Below are 25,678 nucleotides of genomic sequence, written 5' to 3' on the forward strand. Positions count from 1 at the left end.
CGCCCCGCCGGGTGCGTCACGCCCGTGACCTGCGGCGCAGTCCGGCGGTGAGCGCGGCACCCAGGCCGCCGGCCAGCAGGCCGGCCCCCATGCGCGTACGGTTGCGGGAGATCCACTCCTGGACGCTCGTGTCCGCCGCCTCGCCGTCGAAGCGGCCGTGAGCGCCGTAGTCGTGCCCGTGGGGTCCGTCGGCGGGGCTCCACAGGTTGCCCGGGCCCGCGGCGCGCTCGTCCTCCTGCCGCCGCTCGTCCTCCTGCCGTCGCGCGTCCTGCTGCCGTCGCTCGTCCTGCTGGGCGTCGAATCCGGTCCGGGCGAGATACCGGTCCAGGAAGCCCGGAACCACCGCGTTGGCGACGAGGGTCGCCGCGGTGGAGCCTCCCACCCAGTACTCCCGCCGGCGCCCGTGCCCGGCCGCGTGCACGATCGCCCGGGCCGCGACCTCCGGCTGGTACACCGGGGCCACCGGCCGGGCCCGCCCTGGCAGCCGGTTCACCACCCACTCGAACTGCGGGGTGTTCACGGCCGGCAGCTGCACCATCGTCGTACGGACCCGGCTGCCCGAGTGCAGCAGCTCGCACCGCAGCGACTCGTTGAACCCCTGGATCGCGTGCTTGGCCCCGCAGTACGCCGACTGCAGCGGCACCCCGCGGTAGGCGAGCGCGGAGCCGACCTGGACGATCGTGCCGCGATCGCGCGGCAGCATGTGCCGCAGGGCGGCACGGGTGCCGAACACACAGCCCAGGTACGTCACTTCGGTGACCCGGCGGAACTCGTCGGGGGTGATCGCGGTGAAGGGGGCGAAGACCCCGGCGAAGGCGTCGTTGACCCACACGTCGATGCCGCCGAACACGTCGGCGACCTGCTGCGCCGCGTCCTCGACGGCCTTGGCGTCGGCCATGTCGACGCTCACGACGAGGGCCTCACCGCCGGCGCGCTGCACCTCGTCCGCGGCGGCGGCGAGGCCCTCACGTCCCCGGGCGAGGAGGGCGACCCGGTCGCCGCGCGCGGCGAAGGCCAGGGCCGTGGCCCGGCCGACGCCCGCGCTGGCCCCGGTCACCACCACCGCCCTGCCCGGGCCCCAGGGAGTACGCACCGCGCTTCACGCCCGGTGGTGCGGGTTCTCGGGGTCGGTGTCGCCGGCGCCGGGCGCCACGCCCGGCTCCGCGTCCCGGGCGCCGGGCACGTCCGGCGTGGGGGGTGCGGTGGGTGCCGTCGGCGGCATGGGCGGGTACGGGGTGCCCAGACCGGCGGCCGGTCCGGCCGGCGGCATACCGCCGGCGACGGGACCGTGTCCGGCGTGCTGTGCGGCGTGGCTCAGCGTCGCCTCCTGCCCGGCCGCGGACCGGGCGGACGCGTGCGGCCGGGCGGCGCCGCGCAGCGCGTACGCCACGGCGGCGAGGATCGCCGCGGTGATCAGCGCGGCGGCCCAGCCGGGCAGACCGGTGTCGAGGGCGAGGCCCAGGGCGAGCGCGACGGCCGCGCCCGCGTAGAGGGCGACCGCGCCGGACGCCGCGTACAGCGTGGCCTTGCGGCGCTGCCTGCGGGTCTGCTCGCGCAGCTCGTCGCGGATCGTCTCGCGCGCCACCTGCGCCAGCTCGTCGACGAGGTGCTTGTCCAGATGCTCCAGGTGATCCATGCGCTCCATGGCCGCCGGGTACCCGCCGTCCCGGGCCCGTAACGTCACGGGCCGGTGGGCGGGCGGGAGGGGATCGGGTGAAGGGATCCCCACCCTCCGCCCGGCCCAACTAGGCTCGCGGCATGGACATTCTGGGAGCCACGCTGCGGGTCTGTGTCGACGATCTGGAGGCCTCGGTCTCGTTCTACGAGCGGCTCGCGGGCGCCACGGCGCTCCGTTTCGAGCGCGGCGGTGTGGAGGTGGCCGCGGTCGGCTGCTTCCTCCTGATGAGCGGGCCCGAGGCGGAGCTGGAGGTGTTGCGCAAGGTGGCGGCGACGATCGCCGTCACGGACGTCGACGAGGCCCACAAGACCCTCACCGAGCTCGGCGCTCAGGTCGTCCTCGGCCCGGTGGCGACCCCGGCGGGCCGCAACCTGATCGCCCGGCACCCGGACGGCGCGGTGTACGAGTACGTGGACCGCCGGCCCGCCCAGGCCCTGCCCGGACCGGGCACGGGCGTCTAGTCCGCGGAGGGCTCCAGCGACGACACGACGACGTCGGTGAGCAGCGCGCCCGCGGTGCCGTCGGGGTCCAGATCGGGGTCGTAGATGGTGACGTTGAGGCCGACGCAGTGCGGGGAGGCGAGCAACGGCCGCAGCAGGGCGACGAGTTCGTCGGGGAGCAGTCCGTCGGGGTCGGGGCTGTCGACGGCCGGCATGACGGCGGGGTCGAGGACGTCGGCGTCCAAGTGGACCCAGAACCCGTCGAGTTGCGGGATCCCGAAGGCCTGGGCGGTGGCGTCGCCGAGCGCCTCGGGACCCCATATAGGTCCGAGGCCCTCCAGGTTCGTGAGGTCCTTCTGGCCACGGCCGGTGGCCAGCGCCACCTCCTCGCCGCACGCCGCTCCGATCCGGTCCGAGGTGCCGGCGTGCCGGAAGTCCGGAGAGGCTCCCCCACTGCCTGAAGGACGTGGGAGGTACCCCCATCGGCCGCCAGCCCGTACCGTCCCGGGCGGCGCAGTGCGAGCGAGGCACCGAGCTGGATCGAGCAGTCCCCGCCGAGGACGACGGGGAAGGCGCCCGCGCGCAGATGGTCGTAGCGCGGCGGGACGACGACCCCGCCCTCGGCCGCGCCCAGCCGCCGTACGATGCCCTGCTCGCGCAGGGCGCCCGGCGAGCTTGTAGCAGCCGGGGACGGTACCGGGCGCGGGTGGCCGCAGGCCCAGGTTCGACGGGGCGTCGAGCACGACGAAATTCCGCATGCGCCGCGTCCTCGCCGACGTACCCTCGACCGTCCAACGAGTTGAGCGAGGAGCGAACGTGAGCGAGCGGCACACCTACCGGGTCATCGTCCGGGGCACGTGGGACGGCCTCACCGACGAGGCCCGCGCCCGGCTGCTCGCCGAGGCCGCCGATCACGGCATGACCAGCATGCGCTTCACCGAGGAGGGCACGCTCTCGTACGAGCCGCGCCCGCTGAAGCACTTCTCGATGCGTTATGCGGTGGTGTCGGACGCGGCGGACGGCGAGGAGATGGCGGGCGCGCTGGCGGAGGACCGGGCGGAGACAACGCTGCGGGAGCTGGGCTACGGCTTCACGGAGCTGAAGTCGACGGTGACGGACCTCGACACCATGAAGATCAACCGGAAGTCCGCATCTCGGCGGTGATCGCCCACCGCTCGTGGTCGCGCCACTCCCCGTCGATGTGGATCATCTTCGGGGAGAAGCCCTCCAGCCGGAACCCGCAGGCCCGGGCGAGGGCGATCGAGGCGGCGTTCTGGGGCTGCACGTTGATCTCCAGCCGGTGCAGCCGCATCGGCCCGAACGCGTACCCCACCACCAGCTCGAGCCCCTCGCGCATCAGGCCCCGCCCGGCCGCGTGCGCGAAGGCGCCGTAGCCCAGCGCACCGCACTGGAAGCCGCCCTGCACGATGTTGTTGATGTTGATGAACCCGGCGACGGCCCCGTCGGGCTGCCGCTCGCGCTCGTTCTCGCCCTCCCCCGCACGCTCTGTCCCGCGCTCCTTCTCGCAGACCAGGAATCCCGCCTTGGTGGGGTCCTCGATCAGCCGTCCCGCGTAGGCGGTGTACGCCTGGGACGTGGCCGGCGGGAACAGCCACGGGTGGTGCAGGTCCTTGCTCTCGCGGACCCGCGCGGTGAACTCGGCCCCGTCGGCGTACGTGAAGTGGCGTATCCCCACGCAGGGGCTCTCGGCGAGGTAGCGGGAGGCGGTGTGCGGCATCCGGCCAGCCTACGACCGGTCAGCGACGGCGGCCCATGAAGTACGCCCCGCACAGCACGCCGATCAGGCCGGTGGCGAGCAGCGCGGCCCACAGCGGCATGGTCACCACGGGGATCAGCACTCTGATCTCGGTCTCCTGGGTGTTCTCGAAGATGAAGATCAGGGCCAGCACGGCGAGCACCAGGACGGCGACGCGGCCGGGCGTCATCGCCTCGCGCCAGCCACCGGACCTGGGGGCGGTCCCGTAGGTCTTGGCGGACGACTTGGAGGTCTTCGGGCTCATACGTCCAGGGTGGGCCGCGGACCGCTGTCCCGCACGTCAGCGCAGGGCCGGCTCGTCCAGGGTCAGTGTGCCCGCGTCCGCGTCGAGTTCGGCGCCCACCCCGAAGGGCACGGTCAGCGCGCCCTCGCAGTGCCCGAACCCGAGCTCCTCGACCACCGGCACGCCGAGGCCGCCGAGCCGGTCGGCGAACACCGGCCGCAGCTCCTCGTAGGGCCCGCACCGGTCCCAGGAGCCGAGCGCGATCCCGGCGACGCCGTCCAGCCAGCCGGTGCGCAGCAGCTGGGTGAGGGCACGGTCGACCGCATACGGTCGCTCGCCCACGTCCTCGATCAGCAGCAGCCCGCCACGCGCGCCGGCCCGGGTGTGCGGGGTGCCGTATCCGGTGGTGAGGAGCGTCAGACAGCCGCCGAGGGTGACGCCCCGGGCGCGGCCCGGGGCGAGGGGCGTGCCCGAGCCGGCGGAGGCGACGGCGGAGGTGAGGGTACGGACGGTCTCGGGGGCGAAGAGGGTGGCCCGGAGGTGGTCCTGGGCGCGGGCGTTCTTGACGAAGTCGATGCCGGCGGCCACCGGACCGTAGAGCGTGACCAGTCCGAGGCGGACGGCGAACGCCTCGTGGAGGGTGGTGCTGTCGCTGAAGCCGACGAACACCTTCGGCCCGGCCGCCCGCATCGCGTCCCAGTCGAGCAGGTCGACCACGCGCTGGGCGCCGTAGCCGCCGCGGGCGCACAGGACGGCGTCGACGGACGGGTCGCACCAGGCCCGCTGGAGGTCGGCGGCCCGGTCGGCGTCCGTGCCCGCGAGATGCCCGAGGTCCGGGTGCCGGTCCAGGACATGGGGTGCGGGCACCGGGTCGAGGTCCCAGCCGCGCAGCAGGTCCAGTCCGGCCTGCAGCCGTTCCTCCGCCACGGGTCCGCTGGGGGCGACGACGGCCACCCGGGCACCGGGGGCCAGCCGGGACGGCCGGACGAGTTCGTTCACCGCGTGAGCTCCAGGGTGGGGATACCGGGCGGACGCAGCCCGAACACCTGAGCGTACAGCGACAGCTCCGCCTCCAGCGCCCGCACGGTGGTCTCCACCCGCCGGAACCCGTGCCCCTCCCCCTCGAACATGAGACAGGCGTACGGCACCCGCCGCCCGGCCAGCCGCGTCAGGAACCGCTCGGACTGCACGGGCGGACAGATCACGTCGTCCAGGCCCTGCAACAGCAGAAACGGTACGGTGATCCGGTCGGCGTGCTCCAGCGGCGAGCGCTCCGCGTACCGGGCGGGCACCTCGGCGAGCGGCCCGACCAGCGTGTCCAGGTACCGCGACTCCAGGTCATGGGTCCCGCCGGTCGCCCAGCCCACCAGGTCCAGCACGGGATAGCGGATCGTGCCGCAGGCGTACACGTCCGTGCCGGTCAGCGAGGCCGCCGCGGTCCAGCCGCCGGCACTGCCGCCCCGGATCGCCAGCCGGTCGCGGTCGGCGGTGCCCTCGTCGGCCAGCGCCCGGGCTACGGCCGCGCAGTCCTCGACGTCGACCACCCCCCACTGCTCCCGCAGCCGCTCCCGGTACTCCCGCCCGTACCCGGTCGACCCCCCGTAGTTGACCTCGGCGACCCCGATGCCCCGGGAGGTGAAGTAGGCGATCTCCAGGTCGAGCACCAGCGGCGCCCGGTCGGTGGGCCCGCCGTGCGCCCACACCACATAGGGCGGCACCTCGTGCCCGGGGGCCGCGCAGGCCGGATGGTGGGGCGGATACACGTGCGCGTGCACCTCACGCCCGTCGGGCCCGGCGAAGGTGCGGATCTGCGGCTCCGGGTAGTACGCCGGATCCACCGCGTCGTCGTGCGCGGCCCCGATCACCCGGGCCCGGCCGGTCCGCGCGTCCAGCTCCACCACCTCGTGGGCACTGCGCGGACTCGCCGCCACGGCGACCACCCGCTCGCCCCGCACGGCCAGGGTGGACGCGAACTCCGTCCACGGCCCGGCCGCGTCGACCAGTTCCCCGGTCTCCGGGTCGAGTATCCCGAGCGCGGTGGCGCCCCGGCCGTGCACGACCGCGACGAGCCCGTTGTCCAGCGGCGCGAACCAGCGGTGCCCGAGCTTCCACAGGGCCCCGCCGAACTCTTCCTCGCGGGGGCAGACGGGCTCGTGGTCGCGGTAGAGGTTCCACCAGCCGGTGCGGTCGCTTGCATACAGAAGGCAGTCGGCTGGGGGGTGTATGCGATCGTCGGCGGATTGCATACGGGCGACCGTGGACCGCGCGTCGCCACCGGTGGACTGCATACCGTCAGCCGTGGACTGTGCACCATCGCCCGCCGACCGCACACCACCGCCCGCAGATCGCATACCGCCGCCAGGAGACTGCACACCGCCACCCGCCGACCGCTGCCAGTCCACCTGTGCGATCGACTCCTCCGGCCCGCCGGCCACCACCCGTGCGCCGCTCAGGGTTCCGTCCGGTGTGATGTCGGCGACGAGCACCTCCGTGCCGTCCCACGGCATCCGGGGATGGTCCCAGGCGAGCCAGGCGGCACGGCGGCCGTCGGACGAGAGGCGGGCTCCGGTGACGAACCGGTGCCGGTCGTCGGTGAGTTCGCGTACGGCGCCGCGGTCGTCGGCGGCCGAGCCGTCCAGGGGGACGGCGGCCAGGACCCGGCGTACGTCGGTGGGGCCGGGGCCGGTGAACTCCTCCAGGACGCACCAGACTTCGCCCCGGTCGAGGAGCAACTGCGGTTCCGCCCAGCGCAGTCCGCCGCCGAGGGTGGAGACGGGGGTCAGGGGCCGGGGCCCGGCGCCGGGCTCGCAGGCGTACAGGCGCTGGTCGTCGAAGTGCACGAACACCACCAGCGGGCCGTTCTCCAGCGCGGCTCCCGCCCAGGGCTGTCCGCCGTACTCGACGACCCTGCTGCGCACGTTCCAGGGCGGGGGCAGGAACGACTCCTCGGTGCCGTCCACGCGCCGGCGGACCAGGGTGCGCCGGCCGTCCTCGGTGGGGCGGGGCGCGGTCCACCACACCTCGTCGCCGACGAACCCGACGTACTCGGGCCGTCCGTCGTGGGTGGCGGCGAGGTGCGCGTCGAGGGGTGAGGGCCAGGAACCGTACGGCAGGATCTGCACGTTCTCCCCGCTCGTCTAGGCGGTGCGCAGGAAGCGGTCGAGGACCTGGACGCCGAAGTGCAGGGCCTCGACGGGGACGCGTTCGTCGACGCCGTGGAAGAGGGCCTGGTAGTCGAAGCCCTTCGGCAGCTTCAGCGGCGCGAAGCCGTAGGCGGTGACGCCGAGTCGGGAGAACTGCTTGGCGTCGGTGCCGCCGGACATGCAGTACGGCACCACGTGCCCCTCGGGGGCGAACTCCTCGACGGCGGCCCGCATGCGTGCGTACAGCGGGGTGTCCACCGGCGCCTGGAGCGCGGCCGAATGGTGGCGGAACTCCCAGTCGACGTCGGGTCCGGTGAGTTCGTCGAGGGTCGCGCGGAACTCGTCCTCGGTGCCCCAGAGATACCGTCCGTCGACGTGGGCGACGGCCTCGCCCGGGATGACGTTGAGCTTGTAACCGGCTTCCAGCATGGTCGGGTTGGCGCTGTTGCGGACCGTCGACTCGACGAGGGAGGCGGCCGGGCCGAGCTTCTCCAGCAGGGCGTCCACGCCGGCGGGGTCGTCGAGCACGGGGTCGTCGAGCGCGGTCTCGATGCCGTAGAGGGCGGCGAGTTCGGTGAGCGCGGCGCGGACCGTCGGGGTGAGGCGGAGCGGCCACTCGTGCTCGCCGATCCGGGTCACGGCGGCGGCCAGCCGGGTGACGGCGTTCTCCCGGTTGACCTTGGAGCCGTGTCCGGCGCGGCCGCGCGCGGTGAGCCGGAGCCAGCCGGTGCCGCGCTCCCCCGCCGCGATCGGGTAGATCTCGCGGCCGGCGCCGTCGTGGAAGGTGAACGCGCCGGACTCGCCGACGGCTTCCGTGCAGCCCTCGAACAGCGCGGCATGGCGGTCGGCGAGGAACCCGGCGCCATCCTCGGCACTGGCCTCCTCGTCGGCGGTGAAGGCGAGGACGATGTCCCGGCGGGGCCGCACGCCCTGCCGGGCCCAGGCGCGGACCACGGCCAGGATCATCGCGTCCATGTTCTTCATGTCGACGGCGCCGCGCCCCCACACCACCCCGTCGCGGACCTCCCCGGAGAAGGGGTGCACGCTCCAGTCGGCAGCCTCGGCGGGGACGACGTCCAGATGGCCGTGGAGGAGCAGCGCGTCCGCGGCGGGGTCGGTGCCCTCGACGCGGGCGACGACGTTGGTGCGTCCCGGGGTGCGTTCGAGGAGGGTGGGTTCGATGCCCGCGTCGGCCAGTCGGGCGGCCGCGTACTCGGCGGCGGGCCGCTCCCGGCAGTCGCCGCCGCCGCGGTTGGTGGTGTCGATGCGGATGAGGTCGGAGGTGAAGCGGACGACCTCGTCCCGTGCCTGCGCGTCAGCCATCCCGCTCCTGTCCGTGCCCTTGGGCGTGCCCTTGCCCGTGCCGGTCGGTCATCCCGCTCCCGTCCCCGTCTCCGCCGCTCAGCCGTACTGCTCCTCGATCGCCGCCGAGACGATCGTGGTGACCGCTTTGAAGGTACGGATGCCGTCGTACATGGTGCCGCTGGTGTAGGCGATCCTACGTTCGCCCGTGCGGGCCACGCCGGGTACGACGGTGGCGGCCAGGGCGAGGTGCTCGGCGTCGAACTCGACGGCGACCGTATGCGGTCCACCGTCGACCGGATCCCGTCGCACCGCGAGCGGGGCCGCCTCCTTCGCGGCCGCCCGGATGTCGGCGGCGGTACGGGCCGGTGTGCGGCACACGGCGGCGTACCGCGAGACATGGTCCTTGACGGCCACCTTCGGCGCCTCGGGCGCGTAGCCCAGGGCGTCCTCGCAGGCCACGTCGTCGCCGGTGACCAGGACGACCGGCACGCCGTACTCGGCGACGACGCGTGCGTTGAGCAGGCCCTCGCTGGCGCGTACGTCGTCGAGCCAGACGCCGGTGATGGAGTTGGCGAGGTAGGTGTGGGCGAGGACGCCCTCCATGCCGGCGCCGGCGTGGTAGCCGACGAACGCGATGCCGTCGACGTCGCCGTACTGCACGCCCTCCACCATGGAGAGGGACTTGTGCTTGCCGGTGAGCATCTCGGCCCGGTCGTCGAGGCGTTCGAGGAGGAGGTTGCGCATGCTCCAGTGGGCCTCGTTGATCAGCACCTCGTCGGCGCCGCCGTCGAAGAAGCCGAGGACGGCCGCGTTGACGTCGGAGGTGAACATCGACCGGCAGCGCTCCCACTGCGGGGTGCCCGGCAGCACGTCGGCCGGCCAGGTGACGCCGGTGGCGCCCTCCATGTCGGCGCTGATCAGGATCTTCACGTCCGGTCCCCGTCCTCTCCGGCCGCGGCTCCGGCACGAACTCCGGCTCCGGGCCCGGCCCGTCGGCCTCTCCAAGGGGCCCCGAGCCTAACGGCCCGCGGTCCCGTTCCCCGGTGAGCGACTCCGTTCGTACGCCAGTTGCTTCACCTGGCGGAGCATCAGGAGGGTCTCCACGGAACGCACGCCCTCCAGGGCGCCGATCCGCTCGCTGAGGTAGGCGTACAGGGCGCCGGGGTCGGTGTGCAGGGTGGCGGCGACGAGGTTGGCGCGGCCGGTGGTCGCGGCGGCGAAGCGGACCTCCGGGTGGGCGGCCAGCGCGCGTCCGACGCCGGCGAGGGCGGCGGGCTCGACCGTGAGCCAGAGCATCGCCTCGATCTCCTGGCCGAGGGGTTCCACGTCGTGCTGGACGTCGAAGTAGAGCATGCCGGCCGCCCGCAGGCGCTCCAGGCGCCGCTTGGCCACGGACTCCGTGAGGCCGGTGGCGGACTGGAGTTCGGCGAGGGTGGCGCGTCCGTCCTCGCGGAGCAGGGCGAGCAGGTGTTCGTCGTCCGCGTCGACGGCCACGGGGCCGGCGGGCGCCTCCGGGTGGGCCGGGTGCAGGGCGGCCGTCTCATCCGGGGTGAGGGCGTCGATCTTGGTGAGCCAGCCGAGGGGGCCGCCGTAGAAGTAGTGCAGGAGGCAGTGGGCGCTGATCGAGGTGAGGCGGGGGGTGCTCCGGAGGCGGCCGAGGAGCAGGTCGTCGCGTTCGCGGCGGCTGTGGGGCTTCATCGCGCACATCACCTCGGTGCCGCCGGAGATCAGGGCGACGTAGGTGGTGTCGGGGCGGCGGGCGAGTGCTCCGGCGAGGCGGTCGGCGGCATCCGGGGTGCAGGAGAGGCGGACGATCCAGCTGCTGCGGCCGAGCCGGCCCTCGTCGGTCATGCCGAGGACGCGCAGTCCGGCCGTGGTGCGCAGTCGGCGGAAGCGGCGGGCGACGGTCTGGTCGGAGACCCCGAGCACCTGGGCGATACGGCTGAACGGCGCCCGGCCGTCGAGTTGCAGCGCCTGGAGCAGCTTCAGGTCGAGGGCGTCGAGTGCGGGTGGGTTCACCGGGTGGTTCTCCTGCGCGTGGTGGGCGGGTGGGGACACCGTGCCACACACATCGCTCTGCATTCACACCGCCGGGACACCCGCCCGGAATACCCCCCGGGGTATCTCTGTTACGGTGGATACCCGGATACCCCCGGGGGTAATTTTCTGCGAGGAGAGTGCCGTGTTCTTTGCCGACATCCTGGAGACCGAGGGCCTGGGCAACCGGAGCCATCTGGCGGGCGGGGCCCGCGCGGCGGTGGTCGTGGATCCGCCGCGGGACGTCGACCGGGTGATCGCCGCGGCGGCGCGGCGCGGGGTGCGGATCGTGGCCGTCGCCGAGACCCATGTCCACAACGACTACGTGAGCGGCGGTCTGGAACTGGCCCGGCTGACGGGGGCGCGCTACCTGGTGCCGGCCGGGGCGCGGGTGGCGTACGCGCGCGTGCCGGTCGCGGACGGGGACGTGGAGCCGGTCGACGAGGGCCTGGTACTGCGGGCGGTGGCCACTCCGGGGCACACCCCGCACCACACCTCGTACGTGCTTCAGGACGCGGGGCGCGCGGTGGCCGCTTTCACCGGGGGTTCGCTGCTGATGGGTGGCGTGGGTCGGCCCGACCTCGTCGAGCCGCGGCTGACCGAGTGGCTGGCCCGCGCCCAGCACGCCTCCGCGCACCGGCTCGCGGACGAGCTGGACGACGAGGTGGCCGTCATGCCGACGCACGGCTTCGGCAGCTTCTGTTCCGCCGCGCACGGCGGGGGCGCGCAGAGCACGATCGGCGCCGAGAAGGCGTCCAACCCGGTGCTCGTGCAGGACGTCGACACGTTCGTGAAGGAACTGCTGGCCGGGCTGGACGACATCCCCGCCTACTACGCCCACATGGGCCCGGCCAACGCGGGCGGACCGGCTCCGGTGGACCTGACGCCGCCCGGACGGGCCGACGCGGCGGAGATCGCGCGGCGGCTCGCCGCCGGGGAGTGGGTGGTGGACCTGCGCGGCCGGGTGGCGTTCGCCGCCGGGCATGTGGCGGGGACGTTCAACTTCGAGGTCGACGGGCAGCTCGCGACGCAGCTGGCCTGGATGATCCCGTGGGGCAGGCCGGTGACGCTGCTCGCCGCGAGCGCCGAGGACGTCACGCGTGCCCAGCGGGAGCTGGCCCGGGTCGGCATCGACCGGCCGGCCGCGGCAGCCGTCGGCTCCCCCGCCGACTGGCTCGCCGACGGGGCGACGCCGGCGTCCTTCCCACGGGCCACCTTCGCCGGTCTGGCGGCCGCCCGTGAGCGGCGTGACGACGTGGTCGTCCTCGACGTGCGCCGCGACGGCGAGCGGGCGGGCGGCTGGATCGGGGGCAGCACGCACATCCCGCTCCACCAGCTCCACCGGCGTACGGCCGAGGTGCCGCCCGGCACGGTGTGGGTGCACTGCGCGGGCGGGATGCGCGCGGCGATCGCCGCGTCCCTGCTCGACGCCGCCGGGCGGGCGGTCGTGGCCGTCGACGACGGCTTCCCGGCGGCCGCCGCGGCGGGCCTCCCGCTCGTCGTGCCCGCCTGACCGCGCCGCCCCGAACCGAGGAACCCCTACGATGCCCCTCCCCCGCATCACCGCCGCCCAGGCCCGCCGCAGGCTCCTGGACGGCGCCGCCGTCCTGGTCGACGTCCGCGAGCCGGACGAGTTCACGGCCGGTCACGCCCCGGGCGCCCTGCCCGTCCCCCTGTCCCGGCTGTCGGACGGCACCGCGGTCCTCCCGGCCGGGCGGGACCTGATGCTGATCTGCCGCTCGGGCAACCGCTCGCGCCGGGCCGCCGACCTGCTCGCCGAGCGGGGCGTGACGGCGCCGGACGTGATCGGAGGCCTGCAAGCCTGGGCCGCCCTGGGACTGCCGGTCGAGGACGCGCACGGCGGCGCCGGGACCGTCGTATGAGTACGGTCGTCCTGGCGCTGCTCGCCGGAGCCCTGGTCGGCGTCGCTCTGGGCGCGCTGGGGGCGGGCGGCAGCATCCTCACCGTCCCGGCCCTGATCTATCTGCTCGGCTTCGACCCGGCCTCGGCGACCACCGCGAGCCTGATCGTCGTGATCGTCACCGCGGTCACCGCGCTGGTCGCCCATGCGCGGGCGGGGGCGGTGCGCTGGCGGGCGGGGCTGCTGTTCGCGGCGGCCGGTGTGCTGCCCGCAGCCGCGGCCGGGGCCCTGTCCTCGCGCATCCCGCAGTCCGTGCTGACGCTGATGTTCGCGGCGCTGGCCGCCGTGGCGGCCCTGCGGATGCTGCGCCGCCGCGCCCCGGCGGGAACCGGCAGGGTCTCGGCGGGCCCCGCGGCCGCCGCCGGGGCGGGGCTGGGCGCGGTGACCGGGTTCCTCGGGGTCGGCGGCGGCTTCCTCGCCGTACCGGCGCTGGTGGGCGTGCTGGCCGTGCCGATGGGCGCGGCGGTGGGCACGAGTCTGCTGGTCGTCGTCGCCAACGCGCTGGTGGCCCTCGGTGCGCGCGCCTACACGGCGGTCGATCTGGACTGGACCCTGATCATGCCGTTTCTCGCGACCGCCGTACTGGGGGCGTGGGACGGCAGGCGGCTGGCCGCGAAGGTCTCCCCGGGGACGCTCCAGCGGGTCTTCGGCGCCGTCCTGCTGGCCGTCGCGGCGGGCATGGGCCTGACGGCCGTGCTGTGACGCCGCCCCCCGGCGCCCTGCCCCCCCCGCCCTGTCCCCCGGTGGGCGGTCAGGCCAGCGACAGGAACAGCTTCTCCAGGCGGGCGCGCATCTGCGCGGAGTCCCGGACCTCCGGGTCCTCGCTGGTCATGCACTGCTCCAGCCCGGTCGCGATGATCGCGAAGCCGGCCCGGTCCAGGGCCCGGGAGACCGCGGCGAGCTGGGTGACCACGTCCTCGCAGTCGCGGCCCTCCTCGATCATCCGGATCACGCCCGCGAGCTGGCCCTGGGCGCGCCGCAGCCGGTTGAGCGCCGACTTCAGCTCCTCGGCCGACATGTCGAGTTGCACATTTCCTCCTCTTGCATACCCCCATGGGTATCGTACCCGTGCGGGACAACACCCCACAGAAAGGTTCTGTTCCGTGACCGGTCCCCAGACCGCCCCCACCGCCCTCACCCCCGCCGAGGCGACCGCCCGCTCCGGCGCGTTCACCGTCGTGGACGTCCGTACGCCCGGCGAGTACGCCTCGGGTCATCTGCCCGGCGCGCACAACGTGCCGCTGGACCGGCTCGACGAGGCCGCGCCCGCGCTGCGGGCGGCCGCACGGCAGCGGCCTCTGCTGATCGTATGCGCCTCCGGTGCCCGGTCCGCGAAGGGCTGCGAGCGGCTCGCGGCCGTCGGAGTCCGGGCGGCCACGCTGGAGGGCGGTACGAGCGCCTGGGTGGCGGCCGGGTATGCCGTCGAGCGCCCGGCCGGCGTCCGCACCCCGTGGCCGATGGACCGTCAGGTCCGCCTGGCCGCAGGCTCCTTGGTCGTCGCGGGTTTCGTCGCGGGCCTGGCCTGGCCGCCCGCGCACTGGCTGTCCGGGCTGATCGGCGCCGGCCTGGTGTTCTCCGGCGCCACCAACACCTGCGGCATGGCGGCCCTGTTGGCGCGGCTGCCGCACAACCGGCCGCCGAGGGACGCCGTCTCGTTCGAGGAGACGCTGGCGCGCCTCACGGCGTGATCAGTCGGCGCGTCCCGCGACGAGCCACTTCGACGGCAGTTCGATCCTGGTGCCGTCCGGTGCGGACTCGGTGGTGGTGAGCGGAAGTTCACCCGAGGCGAGGACGGTGAGACCGGCGGCCCGCAGATAGCCGGGTACGGCGTCGTCGGCGACCTCGCCGGGGGCGATGCCGTGGCGGAGGATCGGCGCGAGCTTCGGGGGCGGGCCGGACGGGCTCTGGGCGAGGCCGCCGATGACGGGACGGGCTGCCTCGGACAGTTCGACGAGGAAGACCCGGCCCCGCTCGCCGAGCAGCGTGGCGATCGCGTCGGCCAGCGGCTGCCGGTCGACGGGCTCGCACTGGTGCAGGACGCCCCGCATGTAGACGTTGGCGTCGCCGAGTTCGGCGTGCAGGGTCTCGGCGGCGTCCTGCTCGGCCGCGTCCAGCACCTGGTACTCCGCCTGCCCGGCGGGGTCGGCGCGCCGGGCGTGGTCGAGTGCGGCGGCGGCCAGGTCGACGCCGACGACTCGCCGGAACCGGCCGGCGAGGAAGCGGGTCTGGGTGCCGTTGCCGCAGCCGAGGTCCACCAGCGGAAGGCCGGCGTCGGTGACATGGGGCTCGTACAGGGCGAGGTGGAGGGCGGCGGTCACCTGGGGATCCGCGTCCCAGAACACCGCGCCGGGGTCGTCCGGGGCCTCGCGCCAGAAGCCCTCCCAGGCCTCCCGGTACCGCATCGTCACGCTCATGCACAGCTCCCCAGGGTGCGACGCCGATCCGCCGTGAGTGACGGGCGAGTACGGTCTATCGCTCCTGTGTTGCCACTACAAGCGCGGTGCGCGTACCTTCACGCCTCGTTCCGGAACCGTACGCCGTTGTGCGCCCCGAACGCCCCGGTCGTGCGCTCGAACCGGTGTCCGCACGACGGGACGGGGACCGCTCACCGGCGGGACGGGGACCGCTCGGCGGCGGTGACAGGGACCGCTCAGCGGCGGGGCAGGGTGAGCTCGAACCACACCGACTTCCCCGCGCCGGTACGGCTGGTCCCCCACTCGCGCGCCAGTGTGCTCACCACCCGCAGGCCCCGTCCGGTCTCGTCCTCGGGCCCGGCGCTCAGCAGGGTCGGCAGTTCGTGGTCGTCGTCGTCCACCTCGCACAGCAGCGTGTCCCCGCGTACGAGCCGCAGGGCGACGGGCTGCCGGTGGGAGTGCCGTACGGCGTTGGTGACGAGCTCGCTCACCATCAGTTCGGCGTGGTACGCCAGTTTCGCCAGGCCCCAGTCGTGGAGCTGTTCGCGGACCGCCGCGCGGGCCCGGCCGACCTCGGCCGGGTCGAGGCGCAGGCGCCACTCGGCGACGTCGTCGGGTCCGATGCCGTTGAGGCGGGTCAGCAGCAGGGCCACGTCGTCCTTGCGGCCGCCCCGGGTGTTGAGGGCCCGGATGATCGTGTCGCAGGCGTCGTCCATGGAGGCGGCCGGATGCGCGGCGGACTCGCACAGGGTCGCGAGCCCTACGCCGATGTCCTCGCCGCGCACCTCCACCAGACCGTCGGTGCACATCACGAGCCGGTCGCCGGGTTCCACGCGCACGCGTACCGACTCGAAGGGCACCCCGCCGACCCCGATGGGTGCTCCGGTGGGGAGGTCGAGGAGCTCGCTGCGGCCGTCCACGGCGCGCACCAGCACGGGCGGGATGTGGCCCGCGTTGGCGAGGTGGAGTTCGCCCGCGATGGGGTCGTAGACGGCGTACAGGCAGGTGGCGAGGTAGGTGTCGCCGAGGCGTTGCGCCAGGTCGTCGAGGTTGCGCAGGAGTTGGGCGGGCGGCAGGTCGAGGGCGGCCATGGTCTGTACGGCCGTTCTCAGCTGGCCCATCATGGCGGCCGAGTTGAGGCCGTGGCCCATGACGTCGCCGACGACGAGGGCGGTGCGTGCGCCGGGGAGTTTCACGGAGTCGAACCAGTCGCCGCCGACCCGTCCGAGCAGGGTGCCGGGAAGGTAGCGGGTGGCGATGTCGCAGCCCGCCATGCGCGGCGGGATGTGCGGCAGCATGCTGTCCTGGAGGGTCTCGGCGACGCTCTCCTGATACGTGTACATGCGCGCGTTGTCGAGCACGAGGCCCGCGCGGGCGGCGAGTTCGGCGCCGGTGACACGGTCCATGTCGTTGAACTCGACGCGTCCGGGGTGGCGCAGCAGGATCATGAAGCCGAGGACGACGTTACGGGCCTTCAGCGGGACGACCAGCATGGAGCGGCCGGTGATCAGGGGCCGGATGTCGCGTTTCTCGAACTGCGAGGCGATGGCGTGGCCCATCTGCTCGCTGATGCGCGGCACGAGCACGGGCTCGCCGGTGGTCATGCACTGGAAGAACGGGGTGTGGGCCGGAAAGGGCATGGCCTCCCCGACGGGGACGACGTCGTCCCAGCGGCCGGGTTCGTCGGTGTGCTCGAGGGCCACCCGGTGCCACATGGTCCTGGTGTCCGGCACGCCCTCCGCGAACCCCTCGCCGGCGACGACCTGTTCGCGGAGATAGGTGCCGGCGACGTCGGTGAAGCGGGGGACGACGGCCTTGCTGACCTCGATGATGGTGCGGGAGAGGTCCAGGGAGGTGCCGATCCGCCCGCTGACCTCGTTGAGGAACTCCAGGCGTTCGCGTACGGCGGTGTACTCGAGGTCCTCGCCCTCGTCGGCGAAGTCCTCGGGGACGGGCCGACCCTCGGCGGCGGCGCGGGCGGCCCGCTCGCGCCGGGCTCGGCGTTCGACGCGCCGGGTCACGCCCCAGTCGGGGGTGACCGGCACCCGGTCGTTCTGGCTGAACTCCAGGACGGGGTAGCCGAGTTCGAGGACCTGGGCGACGATGCGGGCGCTCTCGCCGACGCTCATGCTGGGCAGGATCTCGGGCAGTCTGCGGGCGAGTTCCTCGGCGCCGGGGAAGTCGGTGTGCAGGGCGAAGCCGGGCGCGATGCGTTCGACGGCGAGAGCCGCCGTCGGCTCCGCCGACTCCGCGGACTCCGTCGGCTGCTGCTGCCGGTGCAGTCCGGACGCGTCGGCGGCGAGGACGAGCAGCCGCTCGCGGCCCGGTCCGACCAGCGGGTACGCCCACCACAGCACGTCGGCACGGCCCTGGTCCGGGTCGGGCACGGTGAGGCGGGCGCGTCCGGCGGCCGGGTAGCTCAGCCCGTGGTCGAGGGAGGACTCCAGGCCGGGTCCCAGCCCGTCGTAGGCCCCGTATTCCCCGTACGCGCCGTGCGGCGGGTCGTCGTCGGGCTCGGGGAGGGCGCCGGAGACGGGGAGCAGGTCGATGGCGGGCTCGCCGATCGCCTCTTCCTTGGGGACGCCGAAGAGCCGGCGTGCGCCGGTGCTCCAGTGGGAGACGAGGCCGTCGCGGTCGACGACGACCACGGCAAGGGGGATGCGCCCGGCGTCGTCGGTGCCGTCCGCCGTCCCGCTGCCCGCTCCGCGGCTCGGAGGTGCGTCCCTCTCGGTGCCACGGTCCATTGGCCCAGGCCCTCTCTCCCCAGAGCTGTGCAAGATCTGTCCGCAGCAACAACCGTACGGCGCACGCCGGTCGGGATGTGCGGCAATCCTGGAATTGGTTTCACCGGGGCGCGCCGGGGTACGCCGCGCGCCGCGGTGGCCGCTCAGTCGTCGTGGCCGAGCCGCAGGTCGCGCTCGGTGCGGCCGCCGCCGGTGAGCCGCAGGACGGTGGCGACCGGCGGGTAACCGGTGGCGACGACGGTGTACTCGCCGCAGGACAGGCCGATGAAGCGGGAACGTGCCGTCGGGGCCGGTGGTGAGGGTGTCGACGACGTTGCCCGCCGCGTCGAGGAGGGTCACGCGCGTCCTCGGCGGGCCTCCCCCACTCTTCGGGCGGGGGACCCCCGTCTCGCTTCGCTCGCCGCCGGTCCGGACGGTGCCGCGCAGCACGGCGCCGCCGGCGGGTTCGACGTCCTGGCGGGGCTCGTGCCGTCCCGAACCCCCACCCACCCGCAGGGGGCCTCACCTGTCAGTGCCGGCCTGGTGCACTCAGCCCGTCCGGCGTTTGAGGACGAGGCCCGTTCAGGGCCGAAGGGGGGTCTGGGGGCGCAGCCCCCAGTGGGGTGCAGGGGCGCAGCCCCCAGTGGGGTGCAGGGGCGAAGCCCCGCTGGGGCAGGGGACGGCGTTCCCGCCGGGTTGCAGGGGTGAAGCCCCTGGTGGGGTCGAAGGGGCGGAGCCCCTGGGGGACGGGAAGGGTAAGGGCGGCGGGGGCGAGGCTGCTCGGGGCAGGCGCCGCCGGTTCGTCGTGCGGTGTCTCCCGCACCGCGGTGATCCGGCCCACGTGCCGCTAGCCTCGTCGCACCTGCCGCGCGGTTCCCGCGTGAAGCGGCCAACCACGGGCGGGTGCGACGGGTTACGGCGCCACACCGGTCACGGGGGAGAACCACCCGAACCGGTGAGGGTCATCAACGCGCGGAATGCGCAGGGGGGTTGGTCTACTTCTCGACCTCGGCGGCGAGCTTGTCGAGGATCGCGTCGTAGATGCGGCCGAGGCCCTTGGGGGCGAAGGTCCGCTCGAAGAAGCCGCCGATGCCGCCGGCACCCTGCCAGGTGGTGGTGACGACGACCCGGGACCTGCCCTCGCCCGCCGGGGTGACACGCCAGACGGTGACCATGGAGGAGTTGCGGTCCTTCTCGACGAGTTCGCCGTCGGTCGGCTCGGTGACCTCCAGGAGGCAGTCGCGGACGCGCTTGCTGGTGGCCTGGAGCTTCCAGTGGACGAGGGTGCCCTCGCCGTCGCCGCCCTCGCGCACCTCGTACTCGCTGAAGTGCTCGGGCAGCAGGTTCGCGCGCGTGCCGCTGTAGTCGGCGAGCGTGTCGAACACCTTGTCGGGGTTCGCCGCGACGACCCGCTCGGTCGTGGCCTCGACCTGCGCCATGAAGTTCCTCCAGGTCCGTGTTGCTCGGGGGCTGCCCGGGATGTGCTCGGGCGAGGCAAGCCAACCACCCCGCTCCACGGCCGCCCAAATCGGGGTCGCGAAAGCGATCAAGGGGCGGCCGAAACGCCGAGGCAGACGCCTGCGCGCACGATCATGGGAACACATGTTCTATTGTGGGCGCAGTGCTACCGAGGAGGCGTCATGCGCTGGGAGAACCTCGCCCTGGAATCCCGCCACGACCGGGCGGCGGACACCGCGCTGTTCGGTGCGGACGCGGTCACGACCCGGACGTTCGACACGCCCGAGTTCGCCGGGATCACGTTCCACGAGATCCGGGCCCGCACGGTGCTCAACCGGGTGCCGGGCGCCTCCCGGATGCCGTTCGAATGGACGGTGAACCCCTACCGGGGCTGCACCCACGCGTGCGTGTACTGCTTCGCCCGCAAGACGCACAGCTATCTGGACCTCGACACCGGTATCGGCTTCGACACCCAGATCGTCGTCAAGGTGAACGCGCCGGAGGTGCTGCGCCGCCAGCTGGCCTCGCCGCGCTGGCACGGGGACCACGTGGCGATGGGCACGAACGTCGACTGCTACCAGCGCGCGGAGGGCCGCTACCGGCTGATGCCGGGCATCCTGTCCGCCCTGCGCGACCACGCGAACCCGTTCTCGATCCTGACCAAGGGCACGCTGATCCTGCGCGACCTGGACCTGCTGAAGCAGGCCTCCGAGGTGACCGACGTCGGCATCTCCGTCTCGGTCGGCTTCACCGACACCGCGCTGTGGCGCACCGTGGAGCCGGGCACCCCGGCCCCCGAGCGGCGTCTGGACGTCGTGCGGACCCTCACCGAGCACGGCATCGGCATCGGCGTGCTGATGGCGCCGGTGATCCCCTTCCTGTCCGACGAACCGGCGCAGCTGCGGGCCACCGTGCGGGCGATAGCGGCGGCCGGGGCCACCTCCGTCACCCCGCTGGTGCTGCATCTGCGCCCCGGGGCCCGGGAGTGGTTCCTGGCCTGGCTGGGACAGCACCACCCGTACCTCGTGCGCCGCTACGAGCGGCTGTACGCGGACGGCGCCTACGCCCCCAAGTGGTACCAGCGCCGGATCACCCGTCAGGTGCACGAACTGGCCCAGGAGTACGGCATCGGCCCCACGCGCGCGGAGATGCCCCGCCGGATCCGGCCGCCCGAGCCGGCGGAGGAGCCCGCCCCTGAGCCGGCCCCGTCCGGGCCGACCCAGCTCACCCTGATCTGAGTGCGTTCGAGCGCATCCGGCGCCCGATCGGGTCAACTATCGGCGCAACACGTATATCCGGACGATCTTTCCGGGACGATGCCGCGAGGGCCGTGAGCCACGCGGCCCGGCCACCCCAAGGCCCCCTCCGTCCTGGGAGGACTCCTTTGAACACACGCGCAGCCGTGCTGTGCGCCACCGCCGTCGTCCTGGCCGGGACCGTCACGGCCCTGCCGGCCGGCGCGGCCCCGGCACCGGCGGCCGCCGCCCCCGCGGCGAAGCTCACCTGGAAGAAGTGCGCCACCACCGACCAGCCGACGCTGCAGTGCGCGTCCCTGAAGGTGCCGCTCGACCACAGCACCCCGGGCGGGGAGCAGATCACCCTGGCGCTGTCGCGCGTCCCGCACACCGCGAAGACGTACCAGGGGCCGCTGCTGGTCAACCCCGGCGGGCCCGGCGGCCGCGGGCTCTCCCTCGCCGGGTTCGTCGCGTCGTCGCTGCCCAAGGCGGTGGCCGCCCAGTACGACGTCATCGGCTTCGACCCGCGCGGGGTGGGGAAGAGCACGCCCGCCCTGGACTGCAGGCCCGGCCACTTCAAGGCCGTGCGCCCCGACTCCGTGCCGGTCACCGAGGCGGCCGAGGACGCCAACCTGAAGCGGGCGCGGTCCTTCGCCGAGGCGTGCGGCAAGAAGTACGCGCGCGTGCTGCCGTACATCGACACGATCAGCGCCGTCCGCGACATGGACGCGATCCGCGCCGCCACGGGCGCGCCGAAGCTGAACTACTTCGGCTACTCGTACGGCACCTACCTCGGCGCGGTCTACGCCAAGCTGTACCCGCAGCGGGTACGGCGTCTGGTCCTCGACTCGATCGTCGACCCCACGGGCGTGTGGTACGACGACAATCTCACGCAGGACCTCGCCTTCAACGACCGTCACCGTGCCCTGATGGCGTGGATCGCCCGGCACGACACGACGTACCGGCTCGGCACCGACCCGGAGAAGGTCGAGGCCGCCTGGTACGCGATGCGGGCGGCGCTCGCCCAGAAGCCCGCCGGCGGCAAGGTGGGCGCCGCGGAACTGGAGGACACCTTCCTGCCCGGCGGCTACTACAACGGCTACTGGCCCCACCTCGCCAAGGCGTTCGCCGCGTACGTGAAGGACAAGAAGGCCGACCCGCTGGTGCAGGCGTACGAGAACCTCGCCGCCGTCGACGCCTCGGGGGACAACGGCTACAGCGTCTACACCTCGGTGCAGTGCCGTGACGCGTTCTGGCCGCGCGACTGGGACGAGTGGCGCTCGGACAACTGGGCGGCGTACCGGAAGGCACCGTTCATGACCTGGAACAACGCCTGGTACAACGCGCCGTGCGCGTTCTGGCCGACCAGGTCGCAGGGGCCGGTGGACATCACCAACGGCGCGCTGCCGCCGGCCCTGCTGTTCCAGGCGACGAACGACGCGGCCACCCCGTACGAGGGCGGCGCCACGGTCCACGCGCTGCTGCGGGGCTCCAGCTTCGTGGTCGAGCAGGGCGGCGGGAACCACGGCATCACGCTGAGCGGGAACAGCTGCCTGGACAAGCACCTGGCGGCGTATCTGACGGACGGCACGGTCCCGCGCGGCACCGGCGCGGTCGACGCGGTGTGCCGGGCCCAGCCCGACCCCAAGCCGCTGAGCTCGAAGGTCGCCGCCCGCACCGCCCACGGCTCGGTCCTGCACGGGCTGTTGGGCTTCCGCGGCTGAGCCCGGCCGGCGCCGGCCCGTCGGGGGCGTCGTCGGACCCGTGGTCCCCCATGGAGGCATGAGTGGGCCGATCAGGATTCCCGCCCCCGACGGGGTCGCCGCCGCGGCCCAGTACACGCAGGTGGTCGTGGGCCTACCCGACGAGCGCCTCGCGGCCGCCTGGCCGTGCGGGTCGCCGCGCTGGTCCGCCCGGAGTTCCTGATGGAGAGCGAGGCGTTCGCGGTGGTGGGCGCCTGACCGGCGGCACACCTGACGGTCCGGCACCCCGGCCCGGAGGCCGGCCGCCTCACCGCTGGCGGGGAATCCGCGCCAGCGCGTGCACGGCCGCCTCGGCGAGCGCGGGGTGCGCGAGGGCCTCGTTCAGCACGGGCCGGGCGCGGTCGTCGCCCAGCGCGCCGAGCCCCTCGACACAGGCCAGGGCCACCCGCCGATAGGGGTCGTGCGGGGTGAGCCGGCGCCGGAGCGTGGTGATGAGCGCGGGCACCGCCTCCGGGGCGCGCAGCTCCACCAGGAGTCGTACGGGGTGCAGGGCGTAGGCGACGCGCAGTTCGTTGGTGGCCAGGGCTGCCGCCGCGCGTGCGGTGCGGGGATCACCGAGGCGGGCCAGGGCGTAGGCGGCAGAGGCGCAGCGCGGTGGGTCGCGGTGGTTGAGCAGCAGGACGAGCGCCTCGAAGGCGCGCCGGTCCCCGGCGAGCCCCAGCCGGAAGGCGGCCACCTCCCGGGCCCACAGCGGGTGCCCCGACTCGGTGAGCACGCCCGCCAGTTCGTCGCGGTCCGCGCCGGCCGCGAGCCGTTCGTACGCGGCCGAACCACCCGACTCCCGCCGTAAGCGCTCCGTGAGTGATCGCAACTCTTCGTCCATGGGTCGAGGGTAGGGGCTGAGGCACACCCCGCGGGCCGGGCGGCGCGTACCGGCGCACAGGAGCACAACCAGCGCACTGGCCATGGGTTCGAATGCGCCTCCGATGTGCGCGCGCCCGTTCCCCTCGGAGCCCTCGGCGCCTCTCCATGTGATCCCTTCCCCTTCAGTGACGTGCAGCAATGTCGTGCACCTCGGGCGGAGGCAGCGCCTCCAGAAACAACCTCGTTCAGCGACGGTCATGTTCGGCTGATTTTCGAAGCGAATTAGTTCGCGCGAGTGAATTTCCGAGGCGGAAAGGGCCGACCGTCCCCGTCAGTACGATGACGCACCCAACAGCGCCGGAAGCGGCTGCTGTTGGCGCATCCCCGCAGCAACCACGGCCACGCGCGGTGGTTCGAGCAGGAACGATCAAAAAGCGTTGCTACTGATAAGTAATGAGCCGTCAGATGGGCGCCGGAATCGACAGGAAAGGGTCGCCGGCCTCCTCCCTGATGATGGGTGCCGTCGATGCGGAGCCGATGGGCTCCTGCACCGAGGCGCCCGGCGGCGCCGTCGTCTTGTCCGAAGGGCCTTGAACACATGAGTTCTACCCCGCCATTCGATCCGTCCTCCTACGGGGAACTGATGCGCGGTCTGTTTCACCCGGTGCGGCTCGACACGTTCGAGACCTACGACGACCCGCGTTACAACGTCACGATCGTCACTCTGGAGGCCTTCACCGTGACCCTGCCCCGGCTGCCCGCCGGAGTGAGCACCAGGGAGGCGTACGAGCGGCTGATGGACGCGAGCACACAGCTCGCGGCCGGCGAGATGAAGCGGGTGCGGGACGCGTGCGGCCCGCACGAGCTGCACCTGATCCCTCTCGTCTCCCTCTACGGCCCCCGGCTCTGCGAGCTGGACGAGGAGCTCCGTCCGTGGCTGGCCGCGGCCGACGGCCTGCCGCTGAAGCAGCGGGCCGTCTTCCGGCTCATCGCCCACCTGGGCTGGACCAACGCCCGGACCGCCAAACTGCTGGGCCGTTCCGAGGGCCATACGAGCAAGGTCATGACACGGGCCAAGGGCCTGCTGACGGACGCCGGGGTCTCGGTGGAGGAGCTGCAGGGCTTCTTCGACGAAGAGATCGAGAGAAGAAAGGACAAGGAATGACCCATGTGACGCCGTACCGCCGCAAGGCGCGTCTCATCGATCATGCCGCTCCGCCCACTCCCGAGGAGTGGCTGGAGAACGACACCCGGTACTTCGAGGACATCGAGGCGGAGATCCGGCGCCGGGCGGCCGGGGGCGATCCCGGCCGGGCTCCCTGGACATCCCCGCTGTACTTCGACACCGGCCACGGCATGTCCGCCACCCGACGCGCCCTGCTCGCCCTGCGCCATCTGCCGCGCGGGGCGGTCGTCCGCCTGGTCCTGGGCCGGCTGCTCCACGGGGAGAGCATCCGTCCCACGACCGGTCCGGACGCCGGACGCACCGGCGACGACACCGACACCGAGGGGCGCGAGCACCGTGCTCAGCACGACCGCTCCCGCTTCCCGGACCACACCATGAACCCCGCCGCCCGCGGCGGGCGAACCATCGTGGCGTCCTCGGCGAGCGCATAGCCGCCGACGGGACGACGTCATGACGGAGCCGCCGCTCCCGGCCCCGGCCACGGAGCGGCGGTCTCCGGCGCCCCACCGCACCACCCACGCCCCGCCGCGAGAACAGAGAGCACGACGATGGCGACCCACGGCACCCCCCGGAACAAGACCGTCGCACGATGCAGCAACGCGACGAGGGCGGGCATACCCCGCGCCCGCACGACACCCGAGACCGACCCGCGGCCCGCGCCCGACCCGGACGCCGCCCCCGGATCCGATTCCGCGCCCGCATCGGACTCCGGTCCCGTATCCGATTCCGCGCCCGCATCGGACTCCAGTCCCGTATCCGATTCCGCGCCCGCATCGGACTCCAGTCCCGTATCCGACGCCGCGCCCGCATCGGACTCCAGTCCCGTATCCGACGCCGCGCCCGCATCGGACTCCGGCCCCGTATCCGACTCCGGCCCCGTATCCGACTCCGGCGCCGCCTCCGGCTCGGGCGCCGCCTCCGGCTCGGGCGCCGCCTCCGGATCCGACTCCGGCCGCACCCCCGGATCCGGTGCCGGATCCAGTGCCGGATCCGGTGCCGACCTCGCTTCCGACTCCGGTCCCGCCCGCGGCTCCGACCTCGAATCCGGTCCCGCATCCGCGCCGGATCCCGCGCGCGCTTCCGGTCCCGCTTCCGGTCCCGCTTCCGCGCCCCACCTCGACCAGGACCCCGGCGCGGCGGCCGGTCGGCCTCCGGCGCGCCCCTGGCGCCGGGTGCTCCTCGCCCTCGAGACCCTCCTCGCCCTGCTGGTCACCGCTGCCCTCGTCTGCGTCGGCCTGGGCATCCCCCGGATGCTGGACCACTCCCCGCTCGCCAACGGGTTCTTCGCGCTGGCGGGTGTCTGCATGACCGGAGTCGCCGCCGGCGTCCCCGTCTGTCTCCACCTCCGCCGCAAGGCCACCTCGGACGGCGGCTCCTGACGCGCGCATCGGTGCGGAACAGGTCACACTCCCCAGGGCTGGCGTGCTCGTTACCCACCGGTTAAGCTCATACGAGCGAGTCACCCACTCGCTTCACCTCCTCGCGGTGGCCTGGTGACGCAGCCTCCGCGAGAGCAGTCGGTTCGGTACTTCGTACCGATGTACGACCCGGCCACGGGACAGGGCCGGTCG

The 25,678-nt window shown here is 73.6% G+C and carries 26 protein-coding genes and 2 pseudogenes; 12 read left to right on the top strand and 16 right to left on the bottom strand.

Translation table 11 applies throughout. The features are described from left to right. Positions 1–16: 16 nt before the first annotated feature. Entirely contained in the window at positions 17–1,093 is a 1,077-nt protein-coding gene (locus ACIRF9_RS33415) for an SDR family oxidoreductase (protein WP_403829834.1), read from the bottom strand. A gap of 6 nt (positions 1,094–1,099) precedes the next feature. After that, entirely contained in the window at positions 1,100–1,645 is a 546-nt protein-coding gene (locus ACIRF9_RS33420) for a phage holin family protein (protein WP_403829836.1), read from the bottom strand. A 113-nt stretch (positions 1,646–1,758) separates the two neighbouring features. On the opposite strand from ACIRF9_RS33420, the gene ACIRF9_RS33425 reads away from it, so the two are divergent. Next, positions 1,759–2,139 (top strand): VOC family protein, encoded by a 381-nt coding sequence (locus ACIRF9_RS33425; protein ID WP_403829839.1) that lies wholly within the window; start codon positions 1,759–1,761, stop codon positions 2,137–2,139. Here ACIRF9_RS33425 and ACIRF9_RS33430 read toward each other — a convergent pair. Continuing rightward, positions 2,136–2,876: pseudogene (locus ACIRF9_RS33430) on the bottom strand (arginase family protein). The gene ACIRF9_RS33425 and the pseudogene ACIRF9_RS33430 overlap by 4 nt on opposite strands. A gap of 58 nt (positions 2,877–2,934) precedes the next feature. On the opposite strand from ACIRF9_RS33430, the gene ACIRF9_RS33435 reads away from it, so the two are divergent. Continuing rightward, entirely contained in the window at positions 2,935–3,282 is a 348-nt protein-coding gene (locus tag ACIRF9_RS33435) for a DUF6204 family protein (RefSeq protein WP_403829841.1), read from the top strand. On the opposite strand, the gene ACIRF9_RS33440 is transcribed toward ACIRF9_RS33435, so the two are convergent. From ACIRF9_RS33440 to ACIRF9_RS33470, 7 genes are all read right to left on the bottom strand, one after another. Continuing rightward, on the bottom strand, positions 3,254–3,856 hold the full coding sequence (locus tag ACIRF9_RS33440; RefSeq protein WP_403829843.1) for a GNAT family N-acetyltransferase: 603 nt from the start codon (positions 3,854–3,856) through the stop codon (positions 3,254–3,256). The genes ACIRF9_RS33435 and ACIRF9_RS33440 overlap by 29 nt on opposite strands. 19 nt (positions 3,857–3,875) lie before the next feature. Continuing rightward, positions 3,876–4,139, bottom strand: coding sequence for a LapA family protein (locus ACIRF9_RS33445; RefSeq protein ID WP_403829845.1), 264 nt, complete (start codon positions 4,137–4,139; stop codon positions 3,876–3,878). 36 nt (positions 4,140–4,175) lie between these two features. Beyond that, a complete protein-coding gene (locus tag ACIRF9_RS33450) occupies positions 4,176–5,117 on the bottom strand; it encodes an LD-carboxypeptidase (RefSeq protein ID WP_403829848.1) in 942 nt (313 codons plus the stop codon). After that, positions 5,114–7,240, bottom strand: a complete 2,127-nt coding sequence (locus tag ACIRF9_RS33455; protein ID WP_403829850.1) for a S9 family peptidase — start codon at positions 7,238–7,240, stop codon at positions 5,114–5,116. The genes ACIRF9_RS33450 and ACIRF9_RS33455 overlap by 4 nt, the downstream gene beginning before the upstream one ends. 15 nt (positions 7,241–7,255) lie before the next feature. After that, positions 7,256–8,584, bottom strand: coding sequence for a M20/M25/M40 family metallo-hydrolase (locus ACIRF9_RS33460; protein ID WP_403829852.1), 1,329 nt, complete (start codon positions 8,582–8,584; stop codon positions 7,256–7,258). A gap of 78 nt (positions 8,585–8,662) precedes the next feature. Beyond that, positions 8,663–9,496 (bottom strand): M55 family metallopeptidase, encoded by an 834-nt coding sequence (locus ACIRF9_RS33465; protein ID WP_403829854.1) that lies wholly within the window; start codon positions 9,494–9,496, stop codon positions 8,663–8,665. An 87-nt stretch (positions 9,497–9,583) separates the two neighbouring features. Continuing rightward, positions 9,584–10,585: an Lrp/AsnC family transcriptional regulator gene (locus tag ACIRF9_RS33470; protein ID WP_403829855.1), complete on the bottom strand. Its 1,002-nt coding sequence runs from the start codon at positions 10,583–10,585 to the stop codon at positions 9,584–9,586. 163 nt (positions 10,586–10,748) lie between these two features. Between ACIRF9_RS33470 and ACIRF9_RS33475 the strand changes: the two genes are divergently transcribed. The 3 genes from ACIRF9_RS33475 to ACIRF9_RS33485 are packed head-to-tail and all read left to right on the top strand — an operon-like array spanning position 10,749 to position 13,226. Continuing rightward, positions 10,749–12,116: a rhodanese-like domain-containing protein gene (locus tag ACIRF9_RS33475; protein ID WP_403829857.1), complete on the top strand. Its 1,368-nt coding sequence runs from the start codon at positions 10,749–10,751 to the stop codon at positions 12,114–12,116. 31 nt (positions 12,117–12,147) lie between these two features. Next, a complete protein-coding gene (locus ACIRF9_RS33480) occupies positions 12,148–12,486 on the top strand; it encodes a rhodanese-like domain-containing protein (RefSeq protein ID WP_403829859.1) in 339 nt (112 codons plus the stop codon). Beyond that, a complete protein-coding gene (locus tag ACIRF9_RS33485) occupies positions 12,483–13,226 on the top strand; it encodes a sulfite exporter TauE/SafE family protein (RefSeq protein WP_403829862.1) in 744 nt (247 codons plus the stop codon). The genes ACIRF9_RS33480 and ACIRF9_RS33485 overlap by 4 nt, the downstream gene beginning before the upstream one ends. Before the next feature lie 49 nt (positions 13,227–13,275). On the opposite strand, the gene ACIRF9_RS33490 is transcribed toward ACIRF9_RS33485, so the two are convergent. Next, positions 13,276–13,554, bottom strand: coding sequence for a metal-sensitive transcriptional regulator (locus ACIRF9_RS33490; protein ID WP_055638536.1), 279 nt, complete (start codon positions 13,552–13,554; stop codon positions 13,276–13,278). A 73-nt stretch (positions 13,555–13,627) separates the two neighbouring features. Between ACIRF9_RS33490 and ACIRF9_RS33495 the strand changes: the two genes are divergently transcribed. Further along, positions 13,628–14,212: a rhodanese-like domain-containing protein gene (locus tag ACIRF9_RS33495; RefSeq protein ID WP_403829865.1), complete on the top strand. Its 585-nt coding sequence runs from the start codon at positions 13,628–13,630 to the stop codon at positions 14,210–14,212. On the opposite strand, the gene ACIRF9_RS33500 is transcribed toward ACIRF9_RS33495, so the two are convergent. From ACIRF9_RS33500 to ACIRF9_RS33515, 4 genes and pseudogenes are all read right to left on the bottom strand, one after another. Continuing rightward, complete coding sequence (locus tag ACIRF9_RS33500) at positions 14,213–14,938, bottom strand: class I SAM-dependent methyltransferase (RefSeq protein WP_403829867.1); 726 nt, start codon at positions 14,936–14,938, stop codon at positions 14,213–14,215. A 236-nt stretch (positions 14,939–15,174) separates the two neighbouring features. After that, positions 15,175–17,682 (bottom strand): SpoIIE family protein phosphatase, encoded by a 2,508-nt coding sequence (locus ACIRF9_RS33505; protein WP_403829870.1) that lies wholly within the window; start codon positions 17,680–17,682, stop codon positions 15,175–15,177. Between the two features lie 143 nt (positions 17,683–17,825). Further along, positions 17,826–18,147, bottom strand: a pseudogene (locus tag ACIRF9_RS33510) (carboxypeptidase-like regulatory domain-containing protein); the annotation flags it as partial. Positions 18,148–18,656: 509 nt separating this feature from the next. Beyond that, positions 18,657–19,100 carry an SRPBCC family protein gene (locus tag ACIRF9_RS33515; protein ID WP_403829874.1) on the bottom strand — a complete coding sequence of 148 codons (444 nt, stop codon included), beginning with the start codon at positions 19,098–19,100 and terminating at the stop codon, positions 18,657–18,659. A gap of 201 nt (positions 19,101–19,301) precedes the next feature. Here ACIRF9_RS33515 and ACIRF9_RS33520 point away from each other — a divergent pair, with 201 nt between their 5' ends. The 3 genes from ACIRF9_RS33520 to ACIRF9_RS33530 all read left to right on the top strand — a co-directional run bounded on the left by ACIRF9_RS33520 (position 19,302) and on the right by ACIRF9_RS33530 (position 22,280). Then, entirely contained in the window at positions 19,302–20,357 is a 1,056-nt protein-coding gene (locus ACIRF9_RS33520) for an Rv2578c family radical SAM protein (protein ID WP_403829876.1), read from the top strand. Positions 20,358–20,503: 146 nt separating this feature from the next. Further along, positions 20,504–22,078 carry an alpha/beta hydrolase gene (locus ACIRF9_RS33525; protein ID WP_403829877.1) on the top strand — a complete coding sequence of 525 codons (1,575 nt, stop codon included), beginning with the start codon at positions 20,504–20,506 and terminating at the stop codon, positions 22,076–22,078. A 58-nt stretch (positions 22,079–22,136) separates the two neighbouring features. Then, entirely contained in the window at positions 22,137–22,280 is a 144-nt protein-coding gene (locus ACIRF9_RS33530; protein WP_403829969.1) for a hypothetical protein, read from the top strand. An 84-nt stretch (positions 22,281–22,364) separates the two neighbouring features. Here the strand turns inward: ACIRF9_RS33530 and ACIRF9_RS33535 are convergent, their stop codons facing one another. Continuing rightward, on the bottom strand, positions 22,365–22,940 hold the full coding sequence (locus ACIRF9_RS33535; protein ID WP_403829879.1) for an adenylosuccinate lyase: 576 nt from the start codon (positions 22,938–22,940) through the stop codon (positions 22,365–22,367). A gap of 624 nt (positions 22,941–23,564) precedes the next feature. Between ACIRF9_RS33535 and ACIRF9_RS33540 the strand changes: the two genes are divergently transcribed. The 3 genes from ACIRF9_RS33540 to ACIRF9_RS33550 all read left to right on the top strand — a co-directional run bounded on the left by ACIRF9_RS33540 (position 23,565) and on the right by ACIRF9_RS33550 (position 25,486). After that, positions 23,565–24,086 (top strand): hypothetical protein, encoded by a 522-nt coding sequence (locus ACIRF9_RS33540; protein ID WP_403829881.1) that lies wholly within the window; start codon positions 23,565–23,567, stop codon positions 24,084–24,086. Beyond that, on the top strand, positions 24,083–24,538 hold the full coding sequence (locus ACIRF9_RS33545; protein WP_403829883.1) for a hypothetical protein: 456 nt from the start codon (positions 24,083–24,085) through the stop codon (positions 24,536–24,538). The genes ACIRF9_RS33540 and ACIRF9_RS33545 overlap by 4 nt, the downstream gene beginning before the upstream one ends. Before the next feature lie 741 nt (positions 24,539–25,279). Further along, complete coding sequence (locus ACIRF9_RS33550) at positions 25,280–25,486, top strand: hypothetical protein (protein WP_403829885.1); 207 nt, start codon at positions 25,280–25,282, stop codon at positions 25,484–25,486. The last annotated feature ends 192 nt before the right edge of the window (positions 25,487–25,678 follow it).

The organism is Streptomyces sp. NPDC096132, from assembly GCF_044763345.1.
Lineage (GTDB): Bacteria > Actinomycetota > Actinomycetes > Streptomycetales > Streptomycetaceae > Streptomyces.